Origin of the sequence: Methylobacterium sp. WL1 (genome assembly GCF_008000895.1) — a bacterium.
In the GTDB taxonomy this organism is placed as follows: Bacteria; Pseudomonadota; Alphaproteobacteria; order Rhizobiales; family Beijerinckiaceae; genus Methylobacterium.
In genome coordinates this window covers 819955-833285 of record NZ_CP042823.1, presented here as the reverse complement: position 1 = coordinate 833285, position 13331 = coordinate 819955, and the positions used below count along the sequence as shown (strand labels likewise).

The following is a 13331-nucleotide window of genomic DNA, read 5'->3' as shown; positions in this document are numbered from 1 at the left end:
GCCGTCCCTCTCAAGGTTTCAGGATTATGAACGGTCAGAACATCCGCATCCGCCTCAAGGCGTTCGATCACCGCATCCTCGATGCGTCGACCAAGGAGATCGTCTCCACGGCCAAACGCACCGGCGCGACCATCCGGGGTCCGATCCCGCTTCCGACGCATATCGCGAAGTTCACCGTGAACCGCTCGCCGCACATCGACAAGAAGTCGCGCGAGCAGTTCGAGATGCGCACGCATAAGCGAGTGCTCGATATCGTCGATCCGACGCCGCAGACCGTGGACGCGCTGATGAAGCTCGACCTCGCCGCCGGCGTGGACGTGGAGATCAAGCTCTAAGTCCCGCCGGGATTTAGAGCTTACCGTTTCATCGCGCGAGGGAGAGACCTATGCGCTCAGGCGTCATCGCACAGAAGGTCGGCATGACCCGCGTCTTTACGGACGCGGGGGAGCATGTCCCCGTCACAGTGCTTAAGATCGATCAGTGCCAGGTGGTGGCCCACCGCACCGTCGAAAAGAACGGCTACGTCGCCCTCCAGGTCGGCGTGGGCAAGGCCAAGGTTAAGAACGTGTCGGCGGCCGAGCGCGGTCGCTTCGCGGTCGCCAAGGTCGAGCCGAAGAAGAAGCTCGCCGAGTTCCGCGTGTCCGAGGACGCGCTGATCCCGGTCGGCGCGGAGATCACCGCGGACCACTTCATTCCGGGTCAGTTCGTCGACGTGACGGGCACGACCACGGGTAAGGGCTTCGCCGGCGGTATCAAGCGCTGGAACTTCGGCGGCCTGCGCGCCACCCATGGCGTGTCCATCTCGCACCGTTCGATCGGTTCGACCGGCGGCCGTCAGGACCCGGGCAAGACCTTCAAGAACAAGAAGATGCCGGGTCACCTCGGTGTCGAGCGGGTCACCACCCAGAACCTGCGCGTCGTGCGCACCGATCCCGAGCGCGGCCTGATCCTGGTCGAGGGCGCGGTTCCCGGTGTCGCCGGTGGCTGGATCCAGATCCGCGACGCGGTGAAGCGCAAGCTCCCCGCCGACGTTCCGCTGCCGGGCAAGTTCCGTGAGAACGGCGCGTCTACCGAGTCCGCCCAGACCGCCCCCGAGGCCCCTGCGGCTGAGGAGACCGCCTGATGAAGCTCGATATCACCACTCTCGACGGCGCCGGCGCCGGCTCAGTCGATCTGAACGAGGAAATCTTCGGCCTTGAGCCGCGGGCCGACCTCCTCCAGCGCATGGTTCGCTGGCAGCTCGCCAAGCGGCGCGCTGGAACCCACGCGGTGAAGAACCGTTCGGACGTGAACCGCACCCGCAAGAAGCTGTACAAGCAGAAGGGCACCGGCAACGCCCGTCACGGCGCTGCCTCGGCGCCGCAGTTCCGCGGTGGCGGACGCGCCTTCGGGCCGGTCGTTCGCGACCACAGCCACGATCTTCCCAAGAAGGTCCGTGCCCTGGCGCTGCGCCACGCACTGTCGGCCAAGGCCAAGTCCTCGACCCTGATCGTCGTCGACGACATCAAGATCGAGGATCACAAGACCAAGGGTCTCATCGAGCGTTTCGGCAAGATGGGCCTTTCGAACGCGCTGATCATCGGCGGTGCCGAGGTCGACGTGAATTTCGGCCGCGCCGCGCGTGCCATCCCGCAGATCGACGTCCTTCCCGTGCAGGGGATCAACGTCTACGACATCCTGCGCCGCAACACGCTCGTCCTGACGAAGGCCGCTGTCGACGCGCTGGAGGAGCGTTTCAAATGAGTGCCGATCCGCGCCACTACGATATCATCGTCTCCCCGGTCATCACCGAGAAGGCGACGAACCTGACCGAACAGAACAAGGTCGTCTTCCGGGTCGGCCCGAAGGCGACCAAGCCTCAGATCAAGGAGGCGGTCGAGAAGCTGTTCGACGTCAAGGTCACGGCGGTGAACACCCTCGTGACCAAGGGCAAGAAGAAGATTTTCCGCGGTCTCCGCGGGCAGCGCTCCGACGTGAAAAAGGCGATCGTCACCCTGGCCGAGGGCCACACGATCGACGTCACGACCGGGCTCTGAGGACGGGTTTTAGGGATCCAAGCCGATGGCCTTGAAGACATTCAAACCGGTCACGCCGAGCCTGCGCCAGCTCGTGCTCGTCGACCGCCGTGAGCTCTACAAGGGCAAGCCGGTGAAGGCGCTGACGGAGGGCAAGAGCTCCTCCGGCGGCCGTAACAACCTCGGCCGCATCACCGTCCGCTTCCGCGGCGGTGGCCACAAGCGTGTGCTGCGCAACGTCGATTTCAAGCGTCGCGAGCAGCTCGGCGTGACGGCGACGGTCGAGCGGATCGAGTACGATCCGAACCGCACCGCGTTCATCGCCCTGATCAACTTCCCCGACGGGAAGCAGAGCTACATCCTGGCTCCGCAGCGCCTGCAGCCGGGCGACAAGGTGGTGACGGGCGAGAACGTCGACATCAAGCCGGGCAATGCCGGTCCGGTCGGCTCGATGCCGGTGGGTACGATCATCCACAACGTCGAGCTGAAGATCGGCAAGGGCGGCGCGATCGCCCGCTCGGCCGGGAACTACGCCCAGATCGTCGGACGCGACCAGGGCTACGTGACGCTGCGGCTTAACTCGGGCGAGCAGCGCCTCGTCCATGGCCAGTGCTTCGCGACCGTCGGTGCGGTCTCGAACCCGGACCACATGAACATCTCGCTCGGCAAGGCCGGGCGCAACCGGTGGCTCGGCAAGCGCCCGCATAACCGCGGCGTCTCCATGAACCCGGTGGATCACCCGCACGGCGGCGGCGAGGGCCGTACCTCGGGCGGCCGCAACCCGGTCACGCCGTGGGGCGTGCCGACCAAGGGGAAGAAGACCCGGTCCAACAAGCGGACCGACGTGTTCATCCTGTCCAGCCGCCACAACCGCAAGAAGTAATCGCTATGGCACGCTCTCTCTGGAAGGGGCCGTTCGTCGACGGCTACCTCTTCAAGAAGGCCGAAGCGGCGCGGGGCTCCTCGCGCTCAGAGGTCATCAAGATCTGGAGCCGCCGCTCCACGATCCTCCCGCAGTTCGTCGGGCTCACCTTCGGTGTGCACAACGGACAGAAGCATATCCCGGTCTACGTCTCCGAGGAGATGGTGGGGCATAAGTTCGGCGAGTTCTCGCCGACCCGCACCTTCCACGGGCACGCGGCCGACAAGAAGGCGAAGAGGCGCTGAGATGGGCAAGCAAGCCACCCCCCGCGCGCTCCCCGAGAACGAGGCGAAGGCAGTTGCGCGCATGCTGCGTGTCAGCCCGCAGAAGCTGAACCTCGTGGCGCAGATGATCCGCGGCAAGAAGGTCGACACTGCGTTGGCCGAGCTGCAGTTCTCGCGCAAGCGCATCTCGACCGAGGTCAAGAAGTGCCTCGAGAGCGCGATCGCGAATGCCGAGAACAACCACGATCTGGATGTCGATGATCTCGTCGTCACCCAGGCCTTCGTGGGCAAGGCCCTCGTGCTCAAGCGCTTCCACGCTCGTGCCCGCGGCCGCGGTGCGCGTATCCTGAAGCCCTTCTCGAACCTCACCATCGTGGTTCGCGAAGTCCGCCAGGCCGAAGCGGCTTAAGGAGGATCTCATGGGCCAGAAAGTCAATCCGATCGGTCTCCGTCTCGGTATCAACCGGACCTGGGACTCCCGCTGGTTCGCCGGCAAGGGCGAGTACGCCAAGCTGATGCACGAGGACGTCGCCATTCGCGCCGCCCTGATGAAGCAGCTGAAGCAGGCCGCCGTCTCGAAGATCGTCATCGAGCGTCCGCACCGGAAGTGCCGCGTCACCATCCACTCGGGTCGTCCGGGCGTGGTGATCGGCAAGAAGGGCGCGGATATTGAGAAGCTGCGCAAGCTGGTCGGCACGATGACCAAGGCTGACGTGACGATCAACATCGTCGAGGTGCGCAAGCCCGAGATCGACGCTACCCTGGTGGCCGACTCGATTGCTCAGCAGCTCGAGCGCCGCGTCGCCTTCCGTCGCGCCATGAAGCGCGCCGTGCAGTCGGCGATGCGTCTCGGTGCTGAGGGCATCCGGATCAACTGCTCGGGCCGTCTCGGCGGCGCCGAGATCGCCCGCCAGGAATGGTACCGCGAGGGCCGGGTCCCGCTGCACACGCTGCGCGCGGACGTGGATTACGGCACCGCTACGGCGTTCACGACCTACGGCACCTGCGGCATCAAGGTCTGGGTGTTCAAGGGCGAGATCCTTGAGCACGACCCGATGGCCCAGGACAAGAAGGCCCAGGAAGAGGGTGGCCGCTCCGGCGGACGCCGTGAGCGCGATGGCGAGGGCGGCCGCGAGCGCGGACGCCGCGAGCACGCGTAAGGTAGGAAGCCATGCTGCAACCCAAAAAGACTCGCTTCCGTAAGCAGTTCAAGGGCCGCATCCACGGTGCGGCCAAGGGCGGCTTCGAGCTGAACTTCGGTCAGTTCGGCCTGAAGGCTGTCGAGCCCGAGCGTGTTACCGCACGGCAGATCGAGGCGGCCCGCCGCGCGATCACCCGTGAGATGAAGCGCCAGGGCCGCGTCTGGATCCGGGTGTTCCCGGACGTCCCGGTCTCCTCGAAGCCGACCGAAGTCCGCATGGGCTCGGGCAAGGGCGCTCCGGATTACTGGGCCGCCCGTGTCCATCCGGGCCGGATCATGTTCGAGGTCGACGGTGTCGCCGAGGACATTGCCAAGGAGGCCCTGCGCCTCGGTGCCGCCAAGCTCCCGATCCGTACGCGGGTCGTCCAACGCATCGCCGACTGAACGGAGGATATCGTGAAGTCGACCCAGAGAGTGTCTGATCTGAAGGCGTTGTCGCCGGATCAGCTGAACGACGAGTTGCTGAACCTCAAGAAGGAGCAGTTCAACCTGCGCTTCCAGGGGGCTACCGGCCAGCTCGAGAACGTCGCCCGCGTCCGTGAGGTCCGCCGCGACATCGCCCGCGTCCGCACCCTGCAGCGTTCGAAGACGCTGCAGGCGTCCAAGAGCTGACAGGGGCTTAGGAGAACACCATGCCGAAGCGCGTCCTGCAGGGCACCGTCGTCAGCGACAAGGGCGAGAAGACCATCGTGGTGAAGGTGGAGCGTCGCTTCACTCACCCGGTGATGAAGAAGACCGTGCGCCGCTCGAAGAACTACCATGCCCACGACGAGGCGAATGTCGCCAAGGTCGGGCAGACGGTGTTCATCGAGGAGTGCCGCCCCTTCTCGAAGACCAAGACCTGGAAGCTGGTCGAGGACCAGGCCTCCGCGGTCGCCGAGGCCGGCGAAGCCGCCTGATCAAGGGAAGCGGCGGCTGCGGGTTTCCGCGTCCGCCTCGACGTAGCTGGAAGTTGGACGGTCGGGACGTTGCACCGGATGCGGTGCTTTCTTCCCTACCCGGCGTTCAGTACGACAAACGCCCGGACGAAGCTCGACCCTCATAGGGCCGGATTCGCGCCGGGCGTTGTCGTTTCTGGGGCGTGGCCTGGATCGGGCGAGAGCGGTCGATCCAGGCCTGGGACGATCAAGGCTTTAGGGGGTCATCGACCTTTCTCGGGTGCAAGGCGGAGCCCTGCGAGGCTCGCGAGACTGGCTCGAACCCCGCTGAACCCTGCCAAAGGGCTCCAGCCCTTTGGCATTCCGCTTGTCTGCCGTTCGTCAGGCCTCGCCTTCGTCGAGGTCGTCCTCGGTCGGCTTAACATTTTCCAGGATCTTCTCGGCGACGAGGCCGGAATTCTGGCGGATCGAGGCTTCGATCTTGCCGGCGATCTCAGGGTTGTCGCGCAGGAACCCCTTCGAGTTCTCGCGGCCCTGGCCGAGGCGCTGGCTGTTGTACGAGAACCAGGCGCCGGACTTCTCGACGATGCCGGCCTTCACGCCGAGGTCGATGAGCTCGCCGACCTTCGACACGCCCTCGCCGAACATGATGTCGAACTCGACCTGCTTGAACGGCGGCGCGACCTTGTTCTTGACGACCTTGACGCGAACCTGGTTGCCGATCGCCTCGTCGCGGTCCTTGAGGGTCGAGATCCGGCGGATGTCGAGGCGCACCGAGGCGTAGAACTTCAGCGCGTTGCCGCCCGTGGTGGTCTCCGGGCTGCCGTACATCACGCCGATCTTCATCCGGATCTGGTTGATGAAGATCACCATGCAGTTCGAGCGCGAGATCGAACCGGTGAGCTTGCGCAGGGCCTGGCTCATCAGGCGGGCCTGGAGGCCGGGCTGGCTCTCGCCCATCTCGCCCTCGATCTCGGCCCGCGGGGTCAGCGCGGCGACCGAATCGACCACCAGCACGTCGATGGCGCCGGAGCGCACCAACGTGTCGGTGATCTCGAGCGCCTGCTCCCCGGTGTCCGGCTGCGAGATCAGCAGGTCGTCGAGATTGACGCCGAGCTTACGGGCGTAGATCGGGTCGAGGGCATGCTCGGCGTCCACGAAGGCGCAGACGCCGCCCTTCTTCTGGGCCTCGGCGATGGTGTGCAAGGCCAGCGTCGTCTTGCCGGACGATTCGGGGCCGTAGATCTCCACGACCCGGCCGCGGGGCAGGCCTCCGACGCCGAGCGCGATGTCCAGGCCGATCGAACCGGTTGAGACGGTCTCGACCTCCTGCACCTTGTCGTTCTTGCCGAGGCGCATGATCGAGCCCTTGCCGAATGCACGCTCGATCTGGGACAGGGCGGCGTCGATCGCCTTGGACTTGTCCTTGTCCACCGGGGGCATGTCGACCACTTTCAATGCAGGCTGGGCCATCTGGCGGGCTCCTTATGAAGGGGTTGCGCGCCATTCACAACGCGCGTCAACACGGCGTTTGTGTACCCTTTTTGTTCTCATTCTGCAAGGCCGCCGGACATGGGAACGCCGCCCGGATGGGGCGGCGCTCAGGTTCTCGGTCGGGCTCTTTTTGCCGGAGCGCCGTCAGTCGGCCGCCATGGTCTTCTTCACGGTCTCGACCAGCTGCTTGAGGCTGAACGGCTTGGGCAGGAAGTTGAAGGCTTCGCCCTCGGGCAGGTTCTTGCGGAACGCGTCCTCGGCGTAGCCCGAGACGAAGATCACCTTCAGGTCCGGCTGGCTCTTGCGCACCTCGCGCAGCAGGGTCGGGCCGTCCATCTCGGGCATCACCACGTCCGAGACGACGAGGTCGATGGGCTGGCTGCCCTCGCGCACGATCGCCAGGGCCTCCAGGCCGGAGGCGGCCTCCAGGACGGTGTAGCCCCGAGCCGACAGCGCCCGGCTGTTGACCGCCCGGACGGGATCCTCGTCCTCCACCAGCAGGATCGTCCCCTGCCCGGTATGGTCGGCAGCGGGCTTGCGCGGGGCCGGCTTCTCCGGTGCCTTCTGGGTGCCGGTGCGATCGACGGAGCCGGGCGGCTTGGCCGTCGCCGGCATGTCGGCCCGGGGCAGGGCCGGAACCGCGGGGGCGGCCTCCTCGGGCTCCGCGACGGGCACGTGCCGCGGCAGGTAGATCCGGAAGGCGGTCCCCTCTCCGATGGTCGATTGCACGTCGATGGTGCCGCCGGATTGCTTGACGATGCCGAACACCGTCGAGAGCCCGAGGCCGGTGCCCTTGCCGATCTCCTTGGTGGTGAAGAAGGGCTCGAAGATCTTTTCCATCAGCTCGGCCGGAATGCCCTGGCCGGTATCGCGCACCTCGATCAGGACGTGGTCGCCCGCGGGTGCGCCGCCGCGTCCCTCCACGGCCGCAATCGGCCCCGGATCGGTCACGTTCTCGGTGCGGATCATCAGCTTGCCGCCGTCCGGCATCGCATCGCGGGCATTGACCGCCAGGTTCACGATCACCTGCTCGAACTGGTTGACGTCGGCCTTCACCGGCCAGACGTCGCGGCCGTGCTTCAGCTCCAGGGCGACGCGCTCGCCGAGCAGCCGCTTGAGCAGCAGGGTCAGCTCCGAGAGCCCCTCCCCGACATTCATCACCTCCGGACGCAGGGTCTGTCGGCGCGAGAACGCCAGGAGCTGGCGGACGAGGCCCGCCGCCCGGTTGGCGTTCTGCTTGATCTGCATGATGTCCTGGAAGGCCGGGTCGGTCGGCCGGTGGCTCGCCAGGAGCAGATCCGAGTAGCCGATGATCGCCTGGAGGACGTTGTTGAAGTCGTGTGCGATGCCGCCGGCGAGCTGGCCTACGGCGTTCATCTTCTGAGCCTGGGCGACCTGCTGCTCCAGCTGCCGCTGCGCCGTGGTGTCGAGGGCGTACAGGATCACGCGCTCGGCCTCGTCGGCCTTGTGGGTGGCGTCACTGCTGTCGGCCGGGCTGAGCCAGAGCCGGGCCGAGCGGCCCCCCGGGCCGCTGAGCTGGACCTCGATCGGCTCCGGGTCGGACAGGCCGCTGGCGGCCCGGGCGAGGCCGGCCTCCAGGGAGGCGCGGTCGACCACCGAATCGGCCACGTTGGGCTCGGCGCCCTGGGTGCCCTCCCCCTCCGGACCGCCCTCGTCGACCTGGCGCGGCACCGTGCCGAACAGACGCGTGAACGAGGTGTTGGCCCGGGCGATCCGGCCGGAGCGGTCCAGGGTCGCGATGGCGATCGGGGAGTTGTTGAGGAAGCGGGCGAGCCGGACTTCGGCGGCGCGCTGCGGCTCGTCGGTCTCGGCCCCGGCCGAGCGGTTGATCACGAAGGTCCGCGACGAGCCGGGCTTGCCATCCTTGCCGAAGGCGACGCGGTGGTACAGCCGCACCGGCAGGGTGTGGCCGTTGCGGCGGCGCAGGTCGAGGTCGAACCGGTCGGTGCGGACCTCCCCGGGCAGGCCGGCGGTGCGCACCAGCACGTCGGCCTCCGGGGCGATCTCGGTGAGGTGCGGGCCGCCCGGGCCGACGCTCGCCAGGTCGTAGCCGAGCCAAGCTGCGAGCGTCGCGTTCATGTAGACGATCGCGCCGGCCGGATCGATCGACAGGAATCCCGCCGGGGCGTGGTCGAGATAATCGATCGCGTGCTGAAGCTCCTGGAAGACGTTCTCCTGGCGCTCGCGCTCGGCGGTGATGTCCGCCACCGTCCAGAGCGAGGCGGCCCGGCGCGGGCGCGCCAGGGGCCGCACCGACACCCGGTACCAGCCGAAGCCGCGCTCGTTCGCCTGGGGGCCGAGCGGCGGCGACATCCGGATTTCCTCGGTATGGGCCCGGCCGTCCCGCGAAGCCTGCGACAGGCGGTAGACCGCCTCCGAGACCTCCGGCGAGCCGACCAGGATGCGCTCCACGGGCACGAGGTTCGAGAACGCGTCGCCGCCGGCGACCCGCAGGTAGGCCTCGTTGGCGTAGATCAGGCGGCCGCCATCCTCGACCACCAGCGCCCCGTCCGGGGAGGCGTCGACGATGCCCTTGGTGATGTCGTCCCGGGTCGCGGTACCGCTGAGCTGAAGCGCCCCGATCGCCAGCGCGAACAGGAAGAACACGCCGGCCATCGCCAGCAGGGCCAGCAGCCAGACGATCAGCGACTGCGCCTGCTCGTTAGCCACGAAGGACAGGCCGATGGCGGCCCCGACCAGCAGGCCGGCGAGCACGAGCAGCAGCCCGACCCGGCCCGGCTGCTCCGAGCGGTCGATCGAGCCGGTCCCCTGCGGGTTCGCGATCTGCGTGCCCGTCGCGGGCGCCGGAGGTCCAGTGACGTCGGCCATCGGCATCATTCCAGAACAATCACCCGGTTAGGCCCGCCGGCCATAGCAGGGCACGGGCGGTACGGCATCACCCGCGTCGCGCCGTTCGCGTCGCGCCAAGCCTTGCTGCAGCCTTGCAAAAAAAGGTGGAGGAAGCGTGGCTTTTCGGGCCCACGGGATGCGATCGTCGTGCCGACGCCCACATCCTGCCAATCGCTCCTACGCCGCCCGCCGGCGCAGGCGCAGGACGAAGCCGATGACTTCCGCCACCGCGCGGTAGTGTTCGGCCGGGATCTCGCGGTCGATCTCCACCGTGGCGTGCAGCGCCCGGGCGAGCGGCGGGTTCTCGATCACCGCGACGCCATGCTCCGCCGCCACCGTGCGGATGCGCAGGGCCAGGGCATCGACGCCCTTGGCGACACAGATCGGGGCGGCCATGCCGGCCTCGTAGCGCAGGGCCACCGCGTAGTGGGTCGGGTTGGTCACCACCACGGTGGCGGTCGGCACCGCCGTCATCATCCGCTTCCGCGCCCGCGCCATGCGGATCTGCTTCATGCGGCCCTTGATCTCCGGGTTGCCGTCCGACTCCTTCATCTCCTGCTTCATCTCCTCCTTCGACATGCGGTGGCGCTTGCGCCAGCGGAAGCGCGCGTAGAGCGCGTCGCCCAGCGTGATCGCCAAGTGCATGCACAGCATGCCGGCGAGCAGCCGCAGGCTGAGGGAGAGGATCGCGGGCAGGCTGCCGGCCGGATCCAGCCGGGCGAACACCTCCAGCCGGTCGCGGTCGTTCCAGAGCAGCACTGCGCCGACGATGCCGACCGCGCCGATTTTGGCGAGGCCCTTGCCGAACTGGAACAGGGCCTCGACCCCCATCAGCCGCTTGATCCCAGCCATCGGCGAGATCCGGTCGAATTTCGGCGCCAGGGTCTGGGCGGTGAGGACCAGCGGGTGCTGCAGCAGGCCGGCGGCGAGGCCGGCCGCAGCCGCCATCCCGACCGGCACCGCCACCGCCTCCAGCCACAGCCACAGGCCCCGGGTCGCCGCCTGCTTCATGGCGGTGGCGTCGTCCGGCAGGGTGTGGGCGTTGGCGAGGTAGGCCTTGAGGCCCTGGGTCAGGTTCTGGGCGATGGTCGGGGCCGCGATCACCAGGGCAAGCGTGAACGCCCCGAGGATCGCGAAGGTGTTGATTTCCGCGCTTGTTGCGACGTCGCCGCGCTCGATCGCCTGATCGAGCCGCCGCTGGGTCGGCTCCTCGGTCTTGTCTTCCTGCTCCGCGCCCTCGGCCATCGTCCCTGCTCGACCTCAGTGCGCGTGGACGATCAGCGCCCGACGAATTCGCCGAGATACCGGCCGAGATCGTCCAGAAAGACGCCCATCATGACGCCGAGCGAGCCCATCAGGATCAGCATGCCGACGAGCACCGAGGCCGGGACCGCCAGGAAGAACACCTGCAATTGCGGCATCAGCCGCGACAGCACCCCGAGCCCGAGGTTGAACAGCAGCCCGAAGGCGATGAACGGCCCGGAGATCTGCACCGCCAGGGTGAAGCCCCGGGTGAGCGCCTTCACCGCCAGCATCAGCGCGTCGGAGAAGGCCGGGACCCCGTCCGGAGGCAGCACCACGTAGCTCTGCGCCAGGCCCTCGATGGCGAGGTGGTGCAGGTCGGCGGCGAAGATCAGCGTGACGCCGAGCAGGGACAGGAAGTTGCCGAGCGCCGCCTGCTGGCCGCCGTAGCTCGGGTCCACCGTCATGGCGTAGGCCAGGCCGAGCTGCTGCGAGATGATCAGCCCGGCGGTCTGCAGCGCGGCCAGCACCATCCGGACCGACAGGCCGAGGACCAGGCCGACGATCGTCTCGGCGAACAGGAGCCCGATCAGCCGGGGCCCCGCCAGCCCGTCGGTGCCGCCGAGCAGCGGGCGCACGGTCGGGAACAGCACCAGCGTGGTCAGCAGCGCGAAGGCCAGCCGGATCCGCGGCGACACCATCTGCTCGCCGACCCCGGGCATCAGCATGATCAGCGTGCCGACCCGGGCGAAGGCGATCAGGTAGGCCGAGGCGATGCCGGGCAGGAGCAGGTTCATCGCCGCCCCTATGGCACGTGCGCGCCGCCCCTGTCCCGCCGGAGGGCGCCATCAGCCGCCGGCCGCGATGCGGGCGGCGATGCGGATCATGTAGCCCGCCATGGCGTCGCCGATGAACGGCAGCATCAGCAGGAGCGCGGCGAACACCGCGACGATCTTGGGCACGTAGATCAGGGTCTGCTCCTGGACCTGCGTCAGCGCCTGGAGCAGCGAGACGATCAGCCCGACCGCCAGCGCGACCAGCATCAGGGGGCCGGCCACCTTGAGGAAGACGAAGATGCCGTCGCGGGCGACGTCGAGGATGGCCAGGCCGGTCATGGGGCGTCGTGCTCAAAAAGAAGGCAGCGGAAATCCGGTGGTCCGGGAGGTCTGCTCAAATCTGCATCCGCATGATCTCTTCGTAGGCGGAGATCATGCGGTCGCGCACCGCAACCATGGTCTGCAGGGCGGTCTCGCTCTCGGCTACCGCGGTCACCACGTCGACCACGTTGGCCTTGCCGGACGCCGCCGAGATCGCCTGGCCGTCGGCCCGCCGTCCGGCATCCCCGACGTTGTCCAGGGCGCTGCCCAGCATCTGCATGAAGTTGCCGCCGGCCTCATTGGCCGACTGGATTTTCGGGGCCGGGCGGCCGTTCGCCATGCCCTGGACGGCGGCGTAGGCGCCGGCCGCGAAATTGCTCGTCGCCATCGGCTAGACTTCCTTCGGGATCACGTCAGGCGGGCTCACTTCAGGATCGACAGCGTCTGCGAGAGCATCTTGCGCGTGGACGTCACCATGTTGAGGTTCGCCTCGTAGGAGCGCTGGGCCTCGCGCAGGTCCATGTTCTCGATCAGGGCGTTGACGTTGGGCATCTGCACCTCGCCCCGGGCGTTAGCCGCGGGGTTGCCGGGCTCGTACTTGGTCCGGAACGCGGACGTGTCGCGCCGGACCCGGCCCGCTTCCACCAGCTTGGCCCCGGTCTCCGGGTCCATGTGGCTGGTGAAGGACGGGATCTTGCGGCGGTAGGGTTCGGTCCCGGCCGAGGCCGGCGCGGAATCGGCGTTGGCGATGTTCTCGGCGATGATCCGCATCCGGCCCGACTGCGCCTTGAGGCCGGCGGCGGCCACGGTGAGGGACTTGCTGAATTCCATGGCTCAGGGCCCCTTTTCCGCCGCGCGTTTCGACGGCGCGTCCGATCGATCGGTGTCCGAAACGTTCAGCTCTTGCCGATGGCGATCTTCAGGGTCGTCAGACTGTGCTGGTAGAGCGAGGCGGCGAGCTGGTAGTCGGACTGGTTGTCGCCGGCTTTCATCATCTCGTCCTCGAGGTTGACCGCATTGCCGTTCGGCCGGATCTCGAAGCGCTTGGCGCCCTTGGCGTCGGCCCCGGCCTCGGATTGCCCGGGAGGCGCGAGGTGGGCGGGGCTGGTCAGCGCCAGGCTCGGAGAGGTGTTAACCGCAGTGCCGGTGGCCCGGTCGAAGCGCAGCTCGGCCAGGTCGCGCGGCTTGAAGCCCGGCATGTCGGCGTTGGCGACGTTCTCGGCGATCAGCCCCTGGCGCGCCTGCGCCCACTGCATCCGGGTGCGCAGCATCCCCAGGACGGGCAGGTCGGTCAGGGCCATGGTCGCCTCCGGGTGCGCGATGCCCCGTCGGTTCGAGCGGGCTCGGCAAAATCTGCCGCCTCCATGGTTAACGCGCCGTTAAGCGC

19 protein-coding genes are annotated in these 13331 nt (G+C 67.8%); 11 read left to right on the top strand and 8 right to left on the bottom strand.

From position 1 onward, the window contains the following. Positions 1–26 precede the first annotated feature (26 nt). The 11 genes from rpsJ to rpsQ are packed head-to-tail and all read left to right on the top strand — an operon-like array spanning position 27 to position 5261. The gene (rpsJ, locus tag FVA80_RS04400; RefSeq protein WP_007569268.1) at positions 27–335 is read left to right on the top strand and encodes a 30S ribosomal protein S10; all 309 of its coding nucleotides are present in this window, start codon (positions 27–29) and stop codon (positions 333–335) included. Positions 336–385: 50 nt separating this feature from the next. Continuing rightward, positions 386–1123: a 50S ribosomal protein L3 gene (rplC, locus tag FVA80_RS04395; RefSeq protein ID WP_058194332.1), complete on the top strand. Its 738-nt coding sequence runs from the start codon at positions 386–388 to the stop codon at positions 1121–1123. Beyond that, positions 1123–1743: a 50S ribosomal protein L4 gene (gene rplD, locus FVA80_RS04390; RefSeq protein ID WP_147853162.1), complete on the top strand. Its 621-nt coding sequence runs from the start codon at positions 1123–1125 to the stop codon at positions 1741–1743. Before rplC ends, rplD begins: the two co-directional genes overlap by 1 nt. Continuing rightward, positions 1740–2036 (top strand): 50S ribosomal protein L23, encoded by a 297-nt coding sequence (locus FVA80_RS04385; protein ID WP_007569272.1) that lies wholly within the window; start codon positions 1740–1742, stop codon positions 2034–2036. Before rplD ends, FVA80_RS04385 begins: the two co-directional genes overlap by 4 nt. 25 nt (positions 2037–2061) lie before the next feature. Continuing rightward, a complete protein-coding gene (rplB, locus tag FVA80_RS04380) occupies positions 2062–2898 on the top strand; it encodes a 50S ribosomal protein L2 (protein ID WP_147853163.1) in 837 nt (278 codons plus the stop codon). 5 nt (positions 2899–2903) lie between these two features. Continuing rightward, on the top strand, positions 2904–3182 hold the full coding sequence (gene rpsS / locus FVA80_RS04375) for a 30S ribosomal protein S19 (RefSeq protein ID WP_007569276.1): 279 nt from the start codon (positions 2904–2906) through the stop codon (positions 3180–3182). A gap of 1 nt (position 3183) precedes the next feature. Beyond that, positions 3184–3570, top strand: coding sequence for a 50S ribosomal protein L22 (gene rplV, locus FVA80_RS04370; RefSeq protein ID WP_147853164.1), 387 nt, complete (start codon positions 3184–3186; stop codon positions 3568–3570). A gap of 10 nt (positions 3571–3580) precedes the next feature. Next, a complete protein-coding gene (gene rpsC / locus FVA80_RS04365; protein WP_147853165.1) occupies positions 3581–4321 on the top strand; it encodes a 30S ribosomal protein S3 in 741 nt (246 codons plus the stop codon). Between the two features lie 11 nt (positions 4322–4332). After that, the gene (gene rplP / locus FVA80_RS04360; protein WP_007569280.1) at positions 4333–4746 is read left to right on the top strand and encodes a 50S ribosomal protein L16; all 414 of its coding nucleotides are present in this window, start codon (positions 4333–4335) and stop codon (positions 4744–4746) included. Between the two features lie 12 nt (positions 4747–4758). Beyond that, positions 4759–4974: a 50S ribosomal protein L29 gene (gene rpmC, locus FVA80_RS04355; protein ID WP_058194328.1), complete on the top strand. Its 216-nt coding sequence runs from the start codon at positions 4759–4761 to the stop codon at positions 4972–4974. A gap of 20 nt (positions 4975–4994) precedes the next feature. Beyond that, the gene (gene rpsQ / locus FVA80_RS04350; RefSeq protein ID WP_147907559.1) at positions 4995–5261 is read left to right on the top strand and encodes a 30S ribosomal protein S17; all 267 of its coding nucleotides are present in this window, start codon (positions 4995–4997) and stop codon (positions 5259–5261) included. A 360-nt stretch (positions 5262–5621) separates the two neighbouring features. Here rpsQ and recA read toward each other — a convergent pair whose 3' ends face one another. From recA to flgB, 8 genes are all read right to left on the bottom strand, one after another. Further along, a complete protein-coding gene (gene recA, locus FVA80_RS04345; protein WP_147907560.1) occupies positions 5622–6713 on the bottom strand; it encodes a recombinase RecA in 1092 nt (363 codons plus the stop codon). 165 nt (positions 6714–6878) lie between these two features. Then, entirely contained in the window at positions 6879–9584 is a 2706-nt protein-coding gene (locus FVA80_RS04340; RefSeq protein WP_147907561.1) for a PAS domain-containing sensor histidine kinase, read from the bottom strand. A gap of 198 nt (positions 9585–9782) precedes the next feature. Continuing rightward, positions 9783–10850, bottom strand: coding sequence for a flagellar biosynthesis protein FlhB (flhB, locus tag FVA80_RS04335; protein WP_147907562.1), 1068 nt, complete (start codon positions 10848–10850; stop codon positions 9783–9785). A gap of 32 nt (positions 10851–10882) precedes the next feature. Further along, on the bottom strand, positions 10883–11644 hold the full coding sequence (fliR, locus tag FVA80_RS04330) for a flagellar biosynthetic protein FliR (protein ID WP_147907563.1): 762 nt from the start codon (positions 11642–11644) through the stop codon (positions 10883–10885). A gap of 51 nt (positions 11645–11695) precedes the next feature. After that, a complete protein-coding gene (gene fliQ, locus FVA80_RS04325; protein ID WP_147907564.1) occupies positions 11696–11962 on the bottom strand; it encodes a flagellar biosynthesis protein FliQ in 267 nt (88 codons plus the stop codon). A gap of 55 nt (positions 11963–12017) precedes the next feature. After that, positions 12018–12332 (bottom strand): flagellar hook-basal body complex protein FliE, encoded by a 315-nt coding sequence (gene fliE, locus FVA80_RS04320; RefSeq protein WP_147907565.1) that lies wholly within the window; start codon positions 12330–12332, stop codon positions 12018–12020. Between the two features lie 35 nt (positions 12333–12367). Next, a complete protein-coding gene (gene flgC, locus FVA80_RS04315) occupies positions 12368–12775 on the bottom strand; it encodes a flagellar basal body rod protein FlgC (RefSeq protein ID WP_147907566.1) in 408 nt (135 codons plus the stop codon). 65 nt (positions 12776–12840) lie between these two features. Further along, positions 12841–13245 carry a flagellar basal body rod protein FlgB gene (gene flgB / locus FVA80_RS04310; protein WP_147907567.1) on the bottom strand — a complete coding sequence of 135 codons (405 nt, stop codon included), beginning with the start codon at positions 13243–13245 and terminating at the stop codon, positions 12841–12843. Positions 13246–13331: the final 86 nt, after the last annotated feature.

Bases quoted from the DNA above. Each gene is read 5' to 3' on its own strand.
- rpsJ (WP_007569268.1), top strand. From the start codon at position 27: ATGAACGGTCAGAACATCCGCATCCGCCTCAAGGCGTTCGATCACCGC.
- rplC (WP_058194332.1), top strand. From the start codon at position 386: ATGCGCTCAGGCGTCATCGCACAGAAGGTCGGCATGACCCGCGTCTTT.
- rplD (WP_147853162.1), top strand. From the start codon at position 1,123: ATGAAGCTCGATATCACCACTCTCGACGGCGCCGGCGCCGGCTCAGTC.
- FVA80_RS04385 (WP_007569272.1), top strand. From the start codon at position 1,740: ATGAGTGCCGATCCGCGCCACTACGATATCATCGTCTCCCCGGTCATC.
- rplB (WP_147853163.1), top strand. From the start codon at position 2,062: ATGGCCTTGAAGACATTCAAACCGGTCACGCCGAGCCTGCGCCAGCTC.
- rpsS (WP_007569276.1), top strand. From the start codon at position 2,904: ATGGCACGCTCTCTCTGGAAGGGGCCGTTCGTCGACGGCTACCTCTTC.
- rplV (WP_147853164.1), top strand. From the start codon at position 3,184: ATGGGCAAGCAAGCCACCCCCCGCGCGCTCCCCGAGAACGAGGCGAAG.
- rpsC (WP_147853165.1), top strand. From the start codon at position 3,581: ATGGGCCAGAAAGTCAATCCGATCGGTCTCCGTCTCGGTATCAACCGG.
- rplP (WP_007569280.1), top strand. From the start codon at position 4,333: ATGCTGCAACCCAAAAAGACTCGCTTCCGTAAGCAGTTCAAGGGCCGC.
- rpsQ (WP_147907559.1), top strand. From the start codon at position 4,995: ATGCCGAAGCGCGTCCTGCAGGGCACCGTCGTCAGCGACAAGGGCGAG.
- recA (WP_147907560.1), bottom strand. From the start codon at position 6,713: ATGGCCCAGCCTGCATTGAAAGTGGTCGACATGCCCCCGGTGGACAAG.
- FVA80_RS04340 (WP_147907561.1), bottom strand. From the start codon at position 9,584: ATGGCCGACGTCACTGGACCTCCGGCGCCCGCGACGGGCACGCAGATC.
- flhB (WP_147907562.1), bottom strand. From the start codon at position 10,850: ATGGCCGAGGGCGCGGAGCAGGAAGACAAGACCGAGGAGCCGACCCAG.
- fliR (WP_147907563.1), bottom strand. From the start codon at position 11,644: ATGAACCTGCTCCTGCCCGGCATCGCCTCGGCCTACCTGATCGCCTTC.
- fliQ (WP_147907564.1), bottom strand. From the start codon at position 11,962: ATGACCGGCCTGGCCATCCTCGACGTCGCCCGCGACGGCATCTTCGTC.
- fliE (WP_147907565.1), bottom strand. From the start codon at position 12,332: ATGGCGACGAGCAATTTCGCGGCCGGCGCCTACGCCGCCGTCCAGGGC.
- flgC (WP_147907566.1), bottom strand. From the start codon at position 12,775: ATGGAATTCAGCAAGTCCCTCACCGTGGCCGCCGCCGGCCTCAAGGCG.
- flgB (WP_147907567.1), bottom strand. From the start codon at position 13,245: ATGGCCCTGACCGACCTGCCCGTCCTGGGGATGCTGCGCACCCGGATG.